Raw genomic sequence first — 19,026 nt, 5'->3', positions numbered from 1 at the left:
AAGAAGACACTTTTTTTATGTCTAAGATTTAATAATATACCCCAGAATATACAAGTCCTATCCCGGCTGCAACATAAGTCGCTGGTACTACTACGAAGCTTTTAAAATAAGAGAATTTTCTCAATTTAATTTCTTGAATTTCTGAAACAGGAATAACAACATTTTTCATGTCTATCCTCCCTACAATTTCAGAATTTGTTACCTCTATAACCTTTATCTTTTTTTTGATTAATGTTTCTGTTGTAATTCGGTACGTTTTATTAGGCTTGATTTCATACCCTGCAGTTTCCATGTTTTTATAGGTATAACAACTAGAAAACAGCAAACAAAAAATAAATAATAAAGGAATTATTCTTGCCATAGGACTCCCTATCCTATACAAGAACTTTGTAGATAATTTGTGTAATTTTCTCATAATTTAAAATTGTTTAGACATTTAAATATAGATATTTAACCTTCTCCAGCAAAAAATAACCCGTTAATAATAAGATACTTAACAAACCCACAAAGGTTTTATCTTACCAAAATCAAAAGAAACCCATAACCCACGCAACCTTTTTAAAACCATCTGTCTAATAAGATGTCACCAAGAAATTTAAGGTTATGATGAAACTTAGAAACTTATGTATTATAGCTACAACAATTTTGATAATTTCTTGTAGCAATGAACCTTTTGAATTATTCGATATTGGAAAAATAGATGCCAATTCAGAACTTTTTGATGATTTGAAAATTTTCTCCGAAATTAAAAGTGAATCCGAAGATGCCGTGTGCGTTACCTTTATTTATCCTTTCAACGTATATCGCTACAACGATGAATCTGAAATTGTGGATAGCCAGATCATTCGAAATAACTTAGAATTTATAGCAGCCTTGGACAATACCGAAGACGATAGTGCTATAGGACTTAGCTATCCTATATCCAGCGTACTAGAAGATGGTACATCCTTTACCATCAACAACAACGAAGAGTTAAAAACAGCAATCGAAAGCTGTATCGAGTCAGAAATCATAAGATATTGTGAAGGTGTATTGGAAGAAACCAATTGTATATGGCAAATAACTTCGTCTACAGAAAATGAGAGATATAATGATTCTGTAATGGATTTTTATGAAGATGGCACGGGTGTCTTCTATGATCAAGGCACTGCATATCGTATTTCCTGGATAGCATTATTTGTAGTAGAGGAACTGCACATTAACCTTCATCTTGAGGGAAATTCGGAAATAATAGAAGATTGGAATTTTAATTGGAAAGTGATCTCTATTACTGACGAAAGCATAGAAATCGCAAATGAAGACCAAAGCTATACCATTACCAAAAAATGTGGTATTCCAAATTCATGTAACTATGTAGAATTTAGAGAATGCCCACAAGAAAACACAGAAGACAAGGCTACATTTATCTTAGATGATTACAAAGATTGTATCATCTCTTTACAACAAAACACTACCAATAACTCCAACGTATCCTTAATGTTTTTTGAGGATGGTGTATCTGCTGAACAGGATTTAAATGCAATAGACTCTTCGGGTTACCAAAACATCACTAACCCCCAAATAGTGTATGTAAAAGTTAACAATAAACAAGATGATGAAACCTACATAATTAAAATTGTATTATTTGTTGAAGCCTGTGAAAGCGATGATGAACGTTAGTTCCTTGAGCAATCTTCTCCTATTGATAAAGGAGAAGATTGTTTTTATTTTAGATATTCACGCAACCTTTTTTTATTACCCAGTCTTAAAACAAGTAAATACTTTATTTTAAATATATTACAAAAGACATAGTTCTTAGTAAAGCCTAGGTACATTGAATATAAAAAAGTTAATAAAAGAATGTCAAAAAAATAATAGAAACGCCCAGAGTGAATTGTTTCACCTATACAAGGATGTGCTCTTCTCTTTGAGTCTAAAATATTGCAAAAATTATAATGAAGCTGAGGATAATTTACAGGATACCTTCATTACCATATTCAAAAAAATAAACCAATATAATTTTAAGGGGTCCTTTGATGGATGGGTAAAACGTATAGCTATTAACAAGGCTATCGATAAATATAAAAAGTCTAGCACACCTGCATTACAGATTGATGAAAACAGAGTTGCAGATACCACAATAGAGCCCGAAATGGTAGATTTTCGTTTGGATGAATTACTAATTTTTATACAGGAATTACCTGACCAATACCGATTAGTGTTTAGTCTATACGAACTCGATAGTTATTCACACAAAGAAATCGCTACAATGCTCAATATTTCAGAAGGCACATCAAAATCGAACCTTCATAGAGCTAAGGTGTTACTAAAAACAAAAATAACTGCTTTGCGAAATCCCCAAAAAAAAATTCTAGTACGTAATGAGCGATAAAAGAGATATAGGAAAAATTTTCAGCGAAAAGTTAAAAAACTTTGAAGCGGCTCCCAGTTCACTTAGCTGGGAGGACATTGAAGCTGAATTACCTCCGCAGGGAAAATTTAAGATTCCCTATTGGATCATTGCTTCAGGAGCGATGTTGGTGTTAGGTGCGACGATCCTTTTCTTTTATATATCGGATGAAAAAAAACCTCTGAATCCCTCCCCTGAACATCTTCAAATTGTCCTGCAAGAAGAACAAGAAATTTCAGATTGTGATGATCTTGTTTTAGAAACAGAAAACCACAACAATAAACAATTCAACACTCCTACCGAAACCCAAAACAACATTAGAGTTACCCAAACACCACCTAATACTACTACTTTTGATTCCTTAGCTACTAAAGCTGCAACGCCATTATCAAACAACAAAAAAATAGAGAAACCTGAGAATAGCAACATAACTCAATACAAAACTAGCATCAACAATCATATTTTAGAAAATACCACAGAAACATCTTTAGGAAAAAGTTCCAATTCAGCAAACACAAATAACCAATATAATGTACTCAGCACAATTCTGGCTCAAGAATCAAAACTGGCATCTTACTATCCTAAGGGAGCATTGCTAACAGAGGATCAAATAATTCCTATTGATACCATAAAGAGTGCTAAAGCCTTCACTCCAAAATACAGTATTGGAATTCATTTAGCACCTACCTATCATCTCAACCCAGATGGATCTTTGATTAGTGACAACTTGAATCAAAATTCGAATACTGGTGACATTGGAAATGGATTTGGCATTATTTTCAATGCTGGCCTGAGTAAAAGACTTTCTTCGCGAATTGGTTACAACCATTTCTCAATCAAAAATGAAGTTAAAGATATTACCCCTCTACAATTCCCATCCACCGTTCAAGACATTACTCCTAATATCGGTATTGATACCTTAGCAACTAACAGTAGCCTTTCACAAAGAATTAGTTTTCACGAAATATCCATGGAGTTAGGATATCTTTTTATAGACAAAAAGGTACAAGCTTCATTTATTGGAGGATTGAGTTTTGTCATTCAAAACAGCAGTGAAATAAAACTCTCATCCCCTATGACTAATACTTCTCTTGGTAGCAACGACAAACTTCAAAAAACGAACTTTAGCATTAATTTTGGGACCAATTTCAAATATCCAATTTATAACAAAATTTATTTGAGCATCACCACATTAGTAAAATACCAATTGCAAGATGCGAGTCAGAACCGAACCTCTTACCAGCCATTATATATACAGTTACAAACCGGGTTTTGTTATCAATTCTAGGGTTAAAAATCATTGCAGTATTACAAAATTGAAAAATAAATTCCTTTTTTCACATCCTTAAAATAAAGTACAAAAGCCCTGTAAGTAAAGGGAAAGGTCAACGACTAAGCTTTTGATAATTGATGGGGAAAAATAAAAATTAAACATTTTTGTAACATTTATGTAACATATTACGTATAAGTAATAAAGGCCCTAAATTATTCATAAATCAAAATTTCAAGAGAACATAGATGAGACAGCTGAAAATTACGAAGCAGGTAACGAATCGTGAAACTGCATCGCTAGATAAGTATTTACAGGAAATTGGTAAGGTAGATTTGATTACTGCTGATGAAGAGGTGGAATTAGCACAACGTATCAAAGCTGGTGATGAGAGAGCACTTGAAAAATTAACAAAAGCCAATTTAAGATTCGTAGTATCTGTTGCTAAACAATATCAAAATCAAGGATTAACACTTCCTGACCTTATTAACGAAGGAAACCTTGGTCTTATCAAAGCTGCTAAACGTTTTGATGAAACTCGTGGATTTAAATTTATTTCTTACGCGGTTTGGTGGATTCGTCAGTCGATTCTACAAGCGTTGGCAGAGCAATCTCGTATTGTAAGATTGCCTTTGAATAAAATTGGATCTATCAATAAGATCAATAAGACCTATGCATTTTTGGAGCAATCACATGAGCGCCCACCAAGTGCAGAGGAAATTGCGAAGGAACTAGATATGACTATCAATGACGTAAAAGAATCAATGAAGAATTCTGGTCGTCATGTAAGTATGGATGCACCATTGGTAGAAGGAGAAGATTCTAACCTTTATGATGTATTAAATTCTGGTGAATCTCCAAATCCCGATAGATCACTATTGCACGAATCACTTCGTACAGAAATTGAGCGTGCTTTGGAAACCTTAACACCTAGAGAAGCGGATGTAATTAGACTGTATTTTGGTCTTGGAGATCAGCATCCAATGACTCTAGAAGAAATTGGAGAGACGTTCGATTTAACACGTGAACGTGTCCGACAAATTAAAGAAAAAGCAATTCGTAGATTAAAACATACATCTAGAAGTAAAATATTAAAGACTTATTTAGGATAAATTCCTAAATTGCGGCTACAGACAGTTTTATAACATAACTGTTCGTTTTTTGATTGATGAATGACCTCCGGCTGATTACCGGAGGTTTTTTCTAAGATTTAATTACGCTAAAGGCTAGTTTTATAGGAGTTTCCAATGTCTAAACTAACCAATCTTATAAACAAAGTAACACCAAAAGTAACACTTTTGAAAAAGCAATACAGTAAACCTCGCATTTATTGTGGTGGTGAGACTAAAGACTGAGATGCGCCAAAATATTTATGAAAAGTGGTCACTTCTTAAACAAGGCTTAGTTGTATGACGACTTGATATTTTCGAAATGTAACAATGGGTAAAATGAAGTAATAACGGCGATTTAAGCAAGATAGCTATTACAGAACTATTCACCAGAGGTACTAAAAAGTACTAGAGCGCTATTGTAAAGAGTTAAAACGGATAGCAAAATAAGGATATAATCTTTATGAAATCTTAGAAGAATAATATGCTTATCTAGTGGTTCAGTATTGGATAAAGCTTTTACCTTCAATCAGATTTATTCCAACACAAATAATTCTATAATAAAATTACAATGAATAGCTTACAATTAAAAGAAGTCCAGAATATTTTAGGTAAAAATCAGCAAGAAATAGCTGATTTACTGGAAATATCTAAGAGTGCTTATCAAAAATACGTATATGGCGAGCGTGAAATCCCTCGTAAAATTGAGATAAAAGCACAAAAACTATTAAGTAAAAACAATAGCTCTGAAAAAACTGTATTTGGATTAAATGACGCTATTAAATTAATCTTTGATAACCTTAAAGAAGCTGAGAAAACCCCTTTTATGCAGATGTACAAAGAAACAATTGAACAACGCGCAATTATGGAAGAGCGTGAACGTATTTATCAAAAAATGTTAAAATCAAAACAACAAAATGAAACACAAGGCTAGTTAGTATAGTACTAGTATATAAAGAAGTTTAAGTCCGTCGATCAATACAAAATTTTAATAATGAATAATTTAAACCTCAAAGAAATCCGAAAAAAACTAAGATTTACCCAAGCCAAAATGGCTGAAGAGCTCGGTTTATCTCTAAGAGGTTACCAAAATTGGGAACAAGGAGATCGTAAAATCCCTAAAACAGCTATAGAAACAGTAAATAGGCTTCTTGATAATAATAAAAAATCTTACAAAAACACTCAAACTGCATATTATGAGAAAGCAGGTGTTAAATTCGATCTAAATGATGCAATCAAATTAATATTTGACAATATTAAAGAAGCTGAGAAAATGCCTCTTATGCAGATGTACAAAGAAACAATTGAACAACGTGCCATTATGGAAGAACGTGAACAAATGTATCAAAAAATGCTAAAATCAAAGCAAAAAGATGAAACACAAGACTAGTTACTAGTAAATAAAGTAAATTTAAGTCAGTCAATCGATACAAAAAGCAACATTTCCGATTCTAAAATCAACTTACCTTGTTTTAACCACATGATTTTTCGCGATTCACTTCATTTAAACCATAGTTTTATTGGAATACCGGAGGTTTTTTCTTTAAGTTATATTTAACGAATTATGTGAAATTTTCTAGAAAAAATGATATTACCCCTAAACAATAGTTAAGAATATCGTAATTTAGAGGGTATCACAATTGCTCATGCTATGAGGCATACCATATGCTATGTAAGTACTGTTAGCCCCGATGTATCCGACACCATGCTTTCGGAAATCATGGCGCACGTTAAACAAAACAATTCCAAACTAGACATTACTGGTATATTAATGCATTCTGAAGGGAATTTTTTTCAGGTTCTTGAAGGCGAAAAAGAAGTCATTCTCCCTTTATTTCATAAAATAAAAGAAGATCGCCGACACTACAATGTGATTAAAATACTGGATAAAGAAATCAACAATAGCACTTTTACAGAATATCACTCTTCTTTTGCCGTAATTTCTAGTCAAAGCGGCCATAAAGAACTACAACATTTTTTAAAAAGATTAAAAACCAATAACCCCGAACATTTTAAAAGCATATCGTATTTGACCCAAAAATTTATGAAGCTTTCCTAGGCTATAAATTGAAAGTTAAATAGTACTTTAGCGAAAAACAAACAATTTTATGGCTTCAAAACTTATTGCCCCATCTGTTCTGGCGGCGGACTTCGCAAATTTGCAACGAGATGTAGAAATGATCAATAATAGTGAAGCAGATTGGTTTCATATCGATATCATGGACGGCGTTTTTGTGCCCAATATTTCTTTTGGGATGCCAGTGTTACGGGATATTGTAAAACATGCCAACAAAACAATTGATGTGCACTTGATGATTGTAGAGCCAGATCGATACATCAAAACTTTTGCCGATCTTGGAAGCAATATCCTTACAGTGCATTATGAAGCCTGTACACATCTTCATCGTACATTGCAAGCCATAAAAGCAGAAGGAATGCAAGCTGGTGTAGCGGTTAACCCTCATACCAATGTAAGTTTACTTGAAGACACTATCAACGATATTGACTTGGTTTGCTTAATGAGTGTAAACCCAGGATTTGGAGGACAATCTTTTATAGAAAACACCTATAAAAAGGTAAAACAACTAAGAGAGATTATCGATAGAAATGGTGCCAACACCCGTATAGAAATAGATGGTGGAGTAACCGACAAAAATGCTAAACAACTGGTAGAAGCCGGTGCAGATGTACTTGTTGCCGGAAGTTTTGTATTCAAAAGCGAGAACCCTACTCAGACCATAAAAGAGCTCAAAGCAATAATCAAAACCTAAATAAACTTCGTCATGCCTCAGGAATTATCTCCATCATTTGACACCTGGACTTCAATGTTCCTGTTGGTCAGTTCGTTTGGATTTTTCCTGAGCATCATATTAAGTCTTCATAAAAGAAGTAGAGCTCATAATCTACCGATTATCCTACTTATTCTAGGATTTTCTTTCATCCTCTTGCAGTATGTCTTTTTTTGGACAAAATACCAGAGCATATACCCACATTTGTATTTTTTTGATGCAGTATGGTATTTATCCTTTGGTCCTTTGGTGTATCACTATATTACCAGGTTTTATGACAAATCTTTCAAAATAGGATGGTATCATTATGTCCCTGCCCTACTTTCTTTTGTATTGCATCTTATTTATTATGTGAAATCCAATGGTTTTCAAAATATACAGGACTATAATAACGAAAACCTGGTTTACTTTTATTGGTCTATCAAATCTCCTTGGTTGGCAGCCTTATCCTTGATTATCTACATTGTAATCATAAAAGATTTTATCGCTCTATACCAAGGAAAACAAACTTCAGAATTTGAAATCCTTAGAACAAAATGGATTCGTTTATTAATTAATTTGTTTCTGGTATTTACCATTTCTTATATCAGCTATTATACACTAGTTAGATTCTCGTTCTTTAATGTAGCCTGGGACTATGGAATTTCATTTTCTATGTCATTGGCCATATACGGCCTGGGATATATGGTTTATAAAGAACCTTCTATTTTTAATGGAGAGTTATTGGCTAATTTATTTATTAAAAACTCTAATCAGAATGAATTAACAGAAGCCACAAAAAATGAATTTCACCAACAGCTACTCTCCTATATTGCAAAAGAAAAACCCTACCTAGATAATAACCTTAGGCTGGTTCATTTGGCAGATAAGATTGGCTTTTCCAGCCACACCTTATCTAAACTGATTAATGAAAAAGCACAAAAGAATTTTAATCAGTTTATTAATGATTATCGTTTGGAAGAAGCAAAAAAGATGCTTTTAGAAGATCCTGAAACCAGTATCAAAACTATTTATTTTGATGTTGGATTCAACAACAAAGCTACCTTCAATACTGCGTTCAAAAATAAATTCAACTGCACACCTTCAGAATTTAAAAAGCAAAACATAGTGGTTCAAGATAAATAAGAAGTAAAAAATTATAATTCTAAACCCTTTCTCCCCTGTTTTTGAAGAATTTAGAATCATCAATCTTTAAAACCTGGGCTTATGAGAGCGTCATTATTATTTATGTTTTGCAGTATTTCATTCACTGTTTTTTCTCAAAAATTCACATTAATTACAGATACCTCCAATCCTATTGTATCCGAACCTACAATTGGAGGCACCTATTTCGGAACTTCATGGACAGATATCGACAATGACCAATTGATCGACCTATTCTATGGAGGAACGATTTATAGAAATCTCGGAAAAGGGAAATTTGAAGTTGCCGTGGGCAGCGATTCAATCCCTACGGCAACGGCCTTGGTAGGATGCAGTTGGGCAGATTATCAAAATGACGGAGATCTGGATCTGATTTACTCTCGGTTTTCTGCGCCTTCAACCTTACAAACACGAATATACACCAATGATGGTAATGGAAACTTTGAAGAAGCAAACACCATACTAAACACCATTAGTTCTGGTACATGGAGCACACAATGGTGTGACTACAACAACGATAGTTATCCCGATTTTATACTCACCTTTGCCGACGGCTTTTTGAATCCTCTTAGTTTTCCAAATCGCTTGTATAGAGGTAATGCCGATGGTTCATTTACTGAAGTTACCGAGCCCTATGAGTTTCTAACCGAAAAAGCCGCCTATACCGTCTCCAACTGGACGGATTATGACGAAGACGGAGACACTGATTTATTAATAGCTAGTGGTCCGGCTGCGGGACCTGATGGAACTAAACCTGATTTTCTATTCAAAAACCTACAGATAGAAACCGGACAAGAAGGGTTTGAAAAAATTGCCACTTCTGAGCTTTCATTTTCTGAAGACCCGCAAGATGGTCAATGTTATAATGCTATTGATTACGATAATGATGGTGATTTGGATATTTGCTTAACCAACTATTCTGGTACCACCAACAAGTTCTATGTCAATAACTCTGGAAATTATGTAGAGACTAGTACTCCTTTTACAACGGCAAATAATCAAAATTTATCCAATGCATGGGGAGATTTTGATAACGATGGAGATCTGGATGTTATTATTACCGGATCCAATCCCGAAGGAAGTGGATACTATATCAACAATGGAGATGGTACTTTTACCGAAAGTGAATCTAACCTTATCAATACCCTTACAGGCGGAAATTCTACAGGAGCCACTATCGGAGATTATGACAATGACGGTGATCTTGATTTTTTTGTGGTAGGCAACAGCCTAAAAGGGCTATTCAGAAACGATCTTTTTATTAAAAATCACTTTGTAAACTTTAAACTTATTGGCAATCCATCCAACAAAGCTGCTTTGGGAGCGAGGTTAGTGCTCACCTCAAAAATAAAAGGAAAGACAGTAACTCAAAAAAGGGAGATTTCGGCTTCAAACACATTTATGGGACACAATAGTTTGAGAGCGCATTTTGGACTTAACAAATCTCCAAAAATAGACAGTTTAACCATTTACTGGCCTTCGGGAACTGTAGATACTTTCAAAAACCTAAGAGTGAATCAGTTCTATATTATCGAAGAAGGCAAAAAAAAACCGATTTCGCCACCGATTAAAGACATCAAAAAACGAATCATAGTATACCCCAACCCTGCAAAAAAAAGAGTAAAAGTTAAAGTAATCGGAGGGCAATCATCAAATCCGATAACCGTAAGGTTAAAAGGTAATTCTGGAAATCAATTAGTAGAAAAAACCTTCGCTCCCGACGAAAACATCATATTGGATACATCCGCATTTCCCGGAGGTAATTATTTTTTAGAAGTAGTCGTAGATGGAATGAGTACCGTTAAAAAGTTGGTTATTAAATAAACCTGTTCCTATTTCATCTCAAAAAAGGCAAGTTTTGTAATAGAACTTGCCTTTTCCCTTTTTAAAACTTTTAAAATTAGTAGTTTTAACCTGTATTTGGAGGTAAGAAAAGCTGTTGAGCAACGACAACTTTTCATAGATATTCTTTTTAGCAATGAAGCATATAGATTTAATTATTATTGGAGGTGGTCCTATTGGGATTGCCTGTGGGTTGGAAGCAAAAAAAAACGGCATCAATTATCTTATTTTAGAAAAAGGTCCTATTGTGAACTCCTTATTCAATTACCCCATCAATATGCAGTTCTTTTCTTCATCTGAAAAGTTGGAAATTGATGATATTCCGTTTATCAGCAAGGAAGCCAAACCCAAACGTAATGAAGCATTAGAGTATTATCGAAGAATTGTGACTTCAAACGATCTCAACATCAACTTATTCGAAAAAGTAAATGAGGTAAAGAAGGAAGGAGATTCTTTCTCAATTACTACAGAAAAAGAAGCATACACCGCATCTTTTGTGATTGTTGCAACTGGTTTTTATGATATCCCAAATACGATAGATGTTCCCGGAGAAGAATTGCCAAAAGTATCTCATTATTACAAGGATCCTCATTTTTTTGCCAAGCAGAAGCTCGCCGTAGTAGGAGCCAGTAATTCTGCAGTTGATGCTGCTTTGGAATGTTACCGTAAAGGAGCAGAAGTCACCATGATCGTACGCGGACCAGAGATTGGAAGACGGGTAAAGTACTGGGTACGCCCAGATATCGAAAACCGAATCAACGAAGGAAGTATTAAGGCATATTATAATACCACTATCAAAGAAATTTCGAAAGATAGTTTAGTATTAGATACTCCCGATGGAGCACTAAGTATTGAAAATGATTATGTGCTGGCACTAACAGGATATAAACCCAATTTTGAGTTTCTGCGGAAAATTGGCATCGAACTTTCTGACGATCAGAAATTATATCCCCAATATAATGAGGAAACGATGGAAACTAATATAGAAAATCTATTCTTGGCAGGTGTTATCTGTGGCGGAATGGACACCCATATTTGGTTTATAGAAAACTCGAGAATACATGCCAAAACGATTTTGAACACTATTTCCCAAAAAATACATCAATAAAAAAGCCAAACACTATTATAGTATTTGGCTTTGGTTATATAATTGTCTTGACTGTTAGTCTCCGCTCAATCTCATTAAAATACTTAGGATATACCAAAAGAGTAGCATTAGCGAGGCAAACAAACCTAAAGAAGCTCCTACATATTGATCTTCGGCATATTTATGAACCATATTAGAAGTTTGATATAATATCGACCCCGAAGCCAATACAACCATTCCTGCGCTAAACCATAAACCTAGGTTAAATCCAAATATCATACCTCCTACGATCAATCCCAAAGCGATAAAAAATCCAATAGCTAATGCTGATTTCAAAAAAGAAAAATCCTTTTTGGTGATTAAAACTATTGCAGATAAACCGGTAAAAAGGGATAACGTAAGAATTGCCGCCTGGTAAAGGATATTCTCTCCTCCACTTTCGGCAATCATCATAGCAATTTTGATAAGCGGTATAAAAATAAAGGCTTCGGCAATCACGTATAATAGAAGTCCAAGATATTGTTGATTGATGTTGTGGTTTTTAAAAGCCATTTTCTCAGCAAAAGAAGTGGCTAGCATAAAACCTCCTAACATCATTAACCATCTAAATCCTTGTGTCATTGAAAATGCAAATTCTACAATGGCATCTACTTGAAAAAAGAACCATTCTACGATCACAAAAAGTAAAACGGCCATTGCCAAATGCGTATATGTTTTTTTATAAAATGCTACTCTTTTTTCGTCGGATAGTGAGCTTACCGGTAATACTTGCTGAAATTCTTCCATATACTAATACATTGATTGTTTTATAAATTAAATATACTCCCTTTCTATTAAAAACTAATGTAATTCTTCAAAATATCTAAAATTAAGCATACGCACTACATACTCATAAATATTGGGGAATTTAGCTTTTAACTTATCTGGAGATTCCATAAACACCTCTATAAGCACTGCGATAAATTCGAACTTATCGGTAAAGGCATATTCTCGTAACAGGTTGGCTTCTACAATTTGTTTTCGTATTTCTATAGCCCCCAAATATTCCTCTAGTTCCAAAAATGTATCGTAAAAGATTTCTGAGCTAATATCATTCTTCTTTATAGAATTGTAATGAATCGCATGGGTAATTTCGTGCACGCCAAGATTCCTGCCATGATCCTTGTTTTGTTTTCCTTTTAGAAAATGTTTCCATGACAATGCCAATGCTTTAGATCGAGGATTAAATTCTCCAATATTTTCTGTTTGATTTAGAATCGAATAAAAGGACTTTGGATATAATATAATAGTACTTAAATATGCCAACAAATAATGTCTCATCCCAAAAGTAAGTTGGATAAACATCATAGTAATTTGCATCTTCATAAACCCATCTACTACCAACCCTTCCCTGCCCACGAAACGAATTTCTTCCAAAAAGCGGGCACACCTATGCTCAAAATATTTTCTCCTTTTTTTATCGAGAGACTTGTAGAAGTCATTTTCCTCTAAAAACTCTTCGAGATAAGAGGGTAGTTTTTTAAGAGAGGGATAAAAGTGAATAAAATAAGGCTTCTGCTTGTGTTTATAATATACCGACTCCATATACCGAAGCACATAATAGACACAAATAGAGACGATTCCAACAGTCACTACGACTCCAATAATATTTTGAAGTATAGAGTTAGAAACTTCTTCTTCCTGAAGCACTAATAAAGAGAATACATGATAATTCAAAAAAAGAAAAAATGTAGGTTAAGGCACTTAAAAATAGTATTTTAATAACAATTATCTCATTAAAATCGTTATTTAACATTATTTCCTAGTACTTATTCTCAACATATTAGTGAAATTTGATCCTTTTACAAAAGAAGGTACTCCTACAATTTCATCTAATCTAGTTGAAAACTTACCATATCAAAAAACTCTTTTCTGATCATAGGATCTGCAAATTGCCCTCCAAACTCTACGGTAGTCGTAAAGCTGCTTTTATCTTTAATTCCTCTTGAAGACACACAAAGATGTTTGGCATTTACCACCACAATAACATCTTCTGTTCCTAAGGTTTTTTGGAGATCTCTTAGAATTTGTAAACAAAGTCTTTCTTGTACCTGCGGTCGATGTGCATAATAATCCACCAACCTATTTAGTTTTGATAATCCTACCACTTTATCTTTAGGAATATATCCAACATGAGCATTACCTACAATGGGCAAAAAATGATGCTCACAGGCAGAATCTATTGTGATGTTTTGCTCTACTAATATTTTTTGATACTCGTACTTATTATCAAAAGTCGAAACTTTAGGTCGGTTTTTGGGATTCAACCCATAAAAAAGCTCCTTTACATACATTTTGGCAACTCTATAAGGAGTTCCCGAAAGGCTATCATCGGTCAAATCAAGCCCTAGTTCTTTCATAATTTCTGAAAAATGATGTTGAATCCTTTCAATTTTGGCATCATCTGATTTTTCAAAGGCATCGGCTCTCAATGGGGTTTCTGTAGCACCAGAAATATGCGAATCACCCATCATTTCTATTTCATTTTTATTCATTTTACACTAATTAGTGGTACAACATTCTTTATTACACTGGCAATATTTCAAATTGTAAAAGTGTAAAATCACAAGTGATAGTGATCCTATATAAATCATCTCTTCTGGTAAAGGAATAACCTCCAGTTTTTCATTGATGATAATCCCCACCAAAAACGACCAACTTGCCCAAAAGGCATATTTGATACTTGGCTTTGAAGTAGTTCTAATAGATCTACGAATAGCAAAATAAGAAAGAGCTAGAAAAATAAGATCTAACAACTTCCACCAATGGGCTTGACCATCTCCTATCATTGTTATACTACTGTGTGCAACAAATACAAACGGGGTTAATAAACAATGGACTAAACACAAACCACTCGCCAGAATTCCTACAGCATCTGAGTTATTACGTATGTATGATATATTCAAAGGAAAAATATTTACAATTTAAGAACGCAAAGATACTATAATTTTACAAATGCGACTTTGTTGCGTTAATTAAATTTATTTATTTTTGCTCAAACAATTTTATGTTACGCACCCAATCCCTTCAGTTTTCATATCAGGACTCAAAAAATGAGACTTTATCCTTTCCTGACATTACTATAGGACCTAAACAAGGCCTTTTGATATTGGGCCCTTCGGGGGTGGGAAAAACTACACTATTACATCTTTTGGCTGGGTTATTACCTGCACAAAGTGGCGATATTTTTGTTGCCAATACGCATCTCAATACCCTCTCTAGAAAACAACTGGACAAATTCAGAGGGCAACATATAGGATTAATATTTCAACGTAGTTATTTTATAAAATCCTTGTCCTTAATAGAAAATCTCAGCTTACGTGAACGAATTTCTAAAACGAAAAATGATCGATACCGTAAAGAGCAATTGATCATGCAACTTGGGCTCTCTGATCTTCAAAATAAAAAAGTGTACGAATTAAGTGAAGGACAACAACAACGTCTTTCAATAGCTCTTGGGGTTATTCATAAACCAAAAATACTATTAGCAGACGAACCTACATCCAATCTTGATGATGTGAATTGTGAGAAAGTGATCTCTTTGCTCAAAAAAGAAGCCGAAATATGCAAGAGCAATCTAGTGATCATTACTCATGATCAAAGAGTTAAATCTCATTTTGATAATCATATAATTTTATAAAGTTGTTATATCTAGCATACAAGAATCTAATTTCCAAACCTTTAAATACTTTTTTAAGTATTTTACTGCTAATGCTTAGTATTTCGTTGGCTACATGTATTTTGCAAATAAAAAATCAACTTAACCAACATTTAGAAATCAACATAAAACCATTCGATATGGTTATCGGTGCAAAAGGAAGTCCATTGCAACTGGTACTTTCTTCGGTCTTACATATTGACAATCCTACCGGAAACATCCTTTTAAAAGATGCTCTGAAGATTAGCAAAAACCCCATGGTAAAAGAGGTGATTCCTGTTTCTTATGGAGACAATTATAAGGGATATAGGATTTTGGGAACCTACGATACTTATTTAAAACAGTACGAAGCAAAACTACATGAAGGAAAATTGTTTGAAAAGTCTTTTGAGGTTGTATTGGGAAGCTATGCGGCTCAAAAATTGAATTTACAGCTTGGAAGTACCTTGGTTAGTGCTCATGGTTTAGCAGACAATACTCTCGAAACTCATGACGAAAAGCCTTTTACCGTTGTTGGTATATTAGAACCTACAGGATCTGTAATCGATCATCTTATCATTACCAACCTGGAAAGTATTTGGGAGGTACATGAGCATGGCGATGAAAAGGAGCACTTAGAAGAACACACAGAAGAGCATGATGATCATGAAAAACATGAAAACGAACATGATGAAGAGCATGACCATCATGAACAACATGAGGATGAACGAGAAATTACCTCCTTACTTGTAAAATTCAGAAATCCTTTGGCAACTTTACAACTTTCCAGATACATTAATGAGCAAACATCAATGCAAGCCGCACTTCCTAAATTTGAAATAGAGCGGTTAATGGAATTTTTAGGTATCGGTTTTCAAGCGATAAACAGCATTGCCCTTATTATATTGATAGTAGCCGGTCTTAGCATATTTATAAATCTCATAAAAACAGTACGAGAAAGAAAACAAGAATTAGCACTATTACGGACCTACGGAGCCAGTTCGATTCAGCTGTTACAATTGGTATTTTTTGAAGCATTGTTCTTGTCAGTATTCGGTTTCCTTCTAGGATGGTTACTAGGAAGATTTGGTGCCTGGTTACTTTCCTTTTTTACACAAGATCTTTATGGGTACAGTTTTGAGTTCAGCCTTCCAGACAATAGAGAGCTTTTAATACTGTTTCTGGTAACTTTAACGACCTTTTTAGCTGCGATAATCGCTTCTTTATCTATATTTAAACTGAATGTATCAAAAACAATTTCGAATGCATAAAGTAATCCCTACAATCCTATTTTTAATCATAAGCTACGGCGCATTTTCTCAAAAACAATTAACCTGGGAGGACTTTGCAGATGTTAAGTTTTCTAATGTCTACAGCCCGGTATATGATGATATTTTTTTAAAACCAAAATTTGGAGATGGCATAAAATCATATGAAGGTCGACGAATTCGTATAAAAGGTTATTTTTTGGATTTTTCTTTAGAAGATGATGAGTTCTTTTTACTCTCTAAAAACCCCAGAGCATCTTGCTTTTTTTGTGGAGGAGCTGGACCCGAGAGTGTTTTAGAGGTTATGTTTACTAAAAAGGCCAATTTCAAGACTGATCAATTAGTAGAAATCACAGGCGTTCTTATCCTCAATCTTGACGACGTGGACCACTGTAATTATATCATAAAGGACGCCACAGGCAAATTAATTCAGTAAATACTTATAACTTTACCCACTAATTTTTTAAGCAATAATAATTTCTTAATAAACTACAGTTTATATTAAACTTCGTTATTACAGCGCAATCTTATAATTCACGCATTAAATGAAAAACATAATTTACATTGGGTTCCTTTTTGTAGTATCTCTACTACAAGCCCAAGACAAAAACGTACAAGTCCCTAAAAGTTATAGCAATATCCATAGTGACGAAAAAGGTCTATACCTTGCTGATGGAGATCAACGTTATTATGCCGCAAAAGCAGTTGCTCAATATTCATTACAACAGCTGTTTGGAAATCCAAAAGGAACAGAAGACGGTGTTATCTTAGATTTTGGAGATTTTGAAGGAAATATCACCTACGGTCTTATCCCTTACGGAAAAGCACCGCACCCCTTACCTGTTTTTCGTTTTGTTAAAACATTAGTAGAAGGAAAAGCAGAAATCAACATTAAAAAAGATTTTAGGTACCCTTATGATTTTGTGGATTGGCAAGAAAAAGAACAATTGCATTTCGGGTACCGATTAAAAGATAAAGATGGAATGATCGTATATGATGGAGAGATATCTTTAAAAGGGAAAGGACCCTTTGAAGCCGTACCCAGCATGTATGAAGGCCCTTTTGTAAACAAACTTACAGATACCAGCGCTACGGTTTGGTTTAATACAACCATCCCAACAAAAGCGCAATTGCATATTGACAACCGGGTTATTGAAAGCCCAGAAGGAACACATCACGAAATTACGGTTTCCAATTTGAAACCTGGACAAAAATATGAGTATAAGGTTGGATATGGTGTATTTGAACAACAATATCATCTTACTACTGCTCCCAATCCAGGAAGTCGTAAACCGTTTGTTTTTGCTTATACTAGTGATAGTCGACATGCTACTGGTGGTGGAGAACGTAAAATCTATGGAGCCAACGCCTACATCATGAAAAAAATGGCTGCTGTAGCCTACTCCAATAACGCCACTTTTGTGCAATTTAGTGGAGACATGATCAATGGGTATTTGACTACCAACGAAGAAACGCAATTGCAATATACCAATTGGAAAAAAGCGGTAGAACCATTTTGGCATTACATGCCTTTTCAAGTGGGTATGGGAAATCATGAAGCTCTTGGACATATCTTCAGAAATGATCAAGGACAAAGTAGAGGGTTCGTAGACAAGTTTCCTTTTCACACCTCGTCTGCAGAAGCTGCTTTTGCCGAAGCTTTTGTAAATCCCTTGAACACCAGTCTTAAAAGTGAAGACGGGAGCTCATATGATCCCGATCAAAACGAAGTTGATTTCCCGAGTTATGCCGAAAATGTATTTCATTACGTTTACGACAACCTAGCAGTTATTGTCTTAAATAGTGATTATTGGTATGCTCCAAGCTTATCAAGAAACACATTAACATCCGGTGGATTGCACGGGTACATTATGGATAATCAATTGTCTTGGCTTAAAAAGACCGTTGCCGAATTAGAAGCGAATAACAATATTGATCATATTTTTGTGACACAACACACACCCGTATTTCCTAATGGAGGGCATAGTCGTGATGATATGTGGTATAGCGGAAATAATGAAAAAAGACCGGTAGTTGCTGGTAAACCACTGGCAAAAGGAATTCTAGAACGCAGAGATGAGTACTTGGATATTTTAATCAACCAAAGTCAAAAGGTTGTGGGTGTGCTTACTGGTGATGAGCATAACTACAATCGTTTGAAATTGACCAAAGAAGTTCCGATCTATCCAGACAACTATCCTCATAAAAAACTAAATGTATCAAGACCTATTTTTCAAATCAACAATGGGGCCTCGGGAGCACCATACTACGCTCAAGAAGTGTTACCATGGAGCAAATTCACTGAAGCCTTTAGCGTTGAGAATGCGGTCTGTCTCTTTTACGTAGATGGAAAAAAAGTATCCATGAAGGTGATCAACCCCGACACTTTAAATGTGATAGATGAAATTATTCTAAGGAAATAAAATTAAACCATAAAAAAGCCTGTGTCCAAA

The 19,026-nt window shown here is 34.4% G+C and carries 20 protein-coding genes; 15 read left to right on the top strand and 5 right to left on the bottom strand.

The features are described from left to right. Positions 1-28 precede the first annotated feature (28 nt). The gene (locus BUE24_RS22220; RefSeq protein WP_139242090.1) at positions 29-415 is read right to left on the bottom strand and encodes a hypothetical protein; all 387 of its coding nucleotides are present in this window, start codon (positions 413-415) and stop codon (positions 29-31) included. Between the two features lie 188 nt (positions 416-603). Here BUE24_RS22220 and BUE24_RS22215 point away from each other — a divergent pair, with 188 nt between their 5' ends. The 11 genes from BUE24_RS22215 to BUE24_RS22165 all read left to right on the top strand — a co-directional run bounded on the left by BUE24_RS22215 (position 604) and on the right by BUE24_RS22165 (position 11,650). Further along, a complete protein-coding gene (locus tag BUE24_RS22215; RefSeq protein WP_139242089.1) occupies positions 604-1,659 on the top strand; it encodes a hypothetical protein in 1,056 nt (351 codons plus the stop codon). A gap of 154 nt (positions 1,660-1,813) precedes the next feature. Then, the gene (locus BUE24_RS22210) at positions 1,814-2,371 is read left to right on the top strand and encodes an RNA polymerase sigma factor (RefSeq protein WP_073321497.1); all 558 of its coding nucleotides are present in this window, start codon (positions 1,814-1,816) and stop codon (positions 2,369-2,371) included. Then, positions 2,361-3,677, top strand: coding sequence for a hypothetical protein (locus BUE24_RS22205; RefSeq protein WP_073321494.1), 1,317 nt, complete (start codon positions 2,361-2,363; stop codon positions 3,675-3,677). The genes BUE24_RS22210 and BUE24_RS22205 overlap by 11 nt, the downstream gene beginning before the upstream one ends. 230 nt (positions 3,678-3,907) lie before the next feature. Continuing rightward, complete coding sequence (locus BUE24_RS22200) at positions 3,908-4,771, top strand: sigma-70 family RNA polymerase sigma factor (RefSeq protein WP_027395748.1); 864 nt, start codon at positions 3,908-3,910, stop codon at positions 4,769-4,771. A 568-nt stretch (positions 4,772-5,339) separates the two neighbouring features. After that, complete coding sequence (locus BUE24_RS22195; RefSeq protein ID WP_073321491.1) at positions 5,340-5,702, top strand: hypothetical protein; 363 nt, start codon at positions 5,340-5,342, stop codon at positions 5,700-5,702. A 60-nt stretch (positions 5,703-5,762) separates the two neighbouring features. Beyond that, entirely contained in the window at positions 5,763-6,158 is a 396-nt protein-coding gene (locus tag BUE24_RS22190) for a helix-turn-helix domain-containing protein (protein WP_073321488.1), read from the top strand. Positions 6,159-6,419: 261 nt separating this feature from the next. Continuing rightward, positions 6,420-6,827, top strand: a complete 408-nt coding sequence (locus BUE24_RS22185) for a BLUF domain-containing protein (RefSeq protein ID WP_073321485.1) — start codon at positions 6,420-6,422, stop codon at positions 6,825-6,827. 49 nt (positions 6,828-6,876) lie between these two features. Continuing rightward, positions 6,877-7,539 carry a ribulose-phosphate 3-epimerase gene (gene rpe / locus BUE24_RS22180; RefSeq protein ID WP_073321482.1) on the top strand — a complete coding sequence of 221 codons (663 nt, stop codon included), beginning with the start codon at positions 6,877-6,879 and terminating at the stop codon, positions 7,537-7,539. Between the two features lie 12 nt (positions 7,540-7,551). Then, entirely contained in the window at positions 7,552-8,682 is a 1,131-nt protein-coding gene (locus BUE24_RS22175) for an AraC family transcriptional regulator (protein WP_073321479.1), read from the top strand. Between the two features lie 81 nt (positions 8,683-8,763). Continuing rightward, positions 8,764-10,524, top strand: a complete 1,761-nt coding sequence (locus BUE24_RS22170; RefSeq protein WP_084549663.1) for an FG-GAP-like repeat-containing protein — start codon at positions 8,764-8,766, stop codon at positions 10,522-10,524. A 154-nt stretch (positions 10,525-10,678) separates the two neighbouring features. Continuing rightward, a complete protein-coding gene (locus BUE24_RS22165) occupies positions 10,679-11,650 on the top strand; it encodes a YpdA family putative bacillithiol disulfide reductase (RefSeq protein WP_073321473.1) in 972 nt (323 codons plus the stop codon). Positions 11,651-11,704: 54 nt separating this feature from the next. Here BUE24_RS22165 and BUE24_RS22160 read toward each other — a convergent pair whose 3' ends face one another. The 4 genes from BUE24_RS22160 to BUE24_RS22145 form a co-directional block, all read right to left on the bottom strand. Beyond that, positions 11,705-12,415 carry a Bax inhibitor-1/YccA family protein gene (locus tag BUE24_RS22160; protein ID WP_073321470.1) on the bottom strand — a complete coding sequence of 237 codons (711 nt, stop codon included), beginning with the start codon at positions 12,413-12,415 and terminating at the stop codon, positions 11,705-11,707. A gap of 54 nt (positions 12,416-12,469) precedes the next feature. Then, positions 12,470-13,345, bottom strand: coding sequence for a zinc-dependent peptidase (locus BUE24_RS22155; RefSeq protein ID WP_084549662.1), 876 nt, complete (start codon positions 13,343-13,345; stop codon positions 12,470-12,472). 155 nt (positions 13,346-13,500) lie between these two features. Then, positions 13,501-14,163 (bottom strand): GTP cyclohydrolase I FolE, encoded by a 663-nt coding sequence (gene folE / locus BUE24_RS22150; protein ID WP_073321468.1) that lies wholly within the window; start codon positions 14,161-14,163, stop codon positions 13,501-13,503. 6 nt (positions 14,164-14,169) lie between these two features. Then, on the bottom strand, positions 14,170-14,574 hold the full coding sequence (locus BUE24_RS22145; RefSeq protein ID WP_244548196.1) for a MerC domain-containing protein: 405 nt from the start codon (positions 14,572-14,574) through the stop codon (positions 14,170-14,172). A 101-nt stretch (positions 14,575-14,675) separates the two neighbouring features. On the opposite strand from BUE24_RS22145, the gene BUE24_RS22140 reads away from it, so the two are divergent. From BUE24_RS22140 to BUE24_RS22125, 4 genes are all read left to right on the top strand, one after another. Next, a complete protein-coding gene (locus tag BUE24_RS22140; RefSeq protein ID WP_073321466.1) occupies positions 14,676-15,308 on the top strand; it encodes an ABC transporter ATP-binding protein in 633 nt (210 codons plus the stop codon). A 2-nt stretch (positions 15,309-15,310) separates the two neighbouring features. Further along, entirely contained in the window at positions 15,311-16,576 is a 1,266-nt protein-coding gene (locus tag BUE24_RS22135) for an ABC transporter permease (RefSeq protein ID WP_280174052.1), read from the top strand. Beyond that, positions 16,569-17,009, top strand: coding sequence for a hypothetical protein (locus BUE24_RS22130; RefSeq protein WP_073321462.1), 441 nt, complete (start codon positions 16,569-16,571; stop codon positions 17,007-17,009). The genes BUE24_RS22135 and BUE24_RS22130 overlap by 8 nt, the downstream gene beginning before the upstream one ends. 109 nt (positions 17,010-17,118) lie before the next feature. Then, complete coding sequence (locus BUE24_RS22125; protein WP_073321460.1) at positions 17,119-18,996, top strand: purple acid phosphatase family protein; 1,878 nt, start codon at positions 17,119-17,121, stop codon at positions 18,994-18,996. Positions 18,997-19,026: the final 30 nt, after the last annotated feature.

Source organism: Aquimarina spongiae (assembly GCF_900141785.1).
Lineage (GTDB): Bacteria > Bacteroidota > Bacteroidia > Flavobacteriales > Flavobacteriaceae > Aquimarina > Aquimarina spongiae.
Note: the sequence above shows the minus strand (reverse complement) of the source record. Positions and strands in the feature narration are given on the sequence as shown.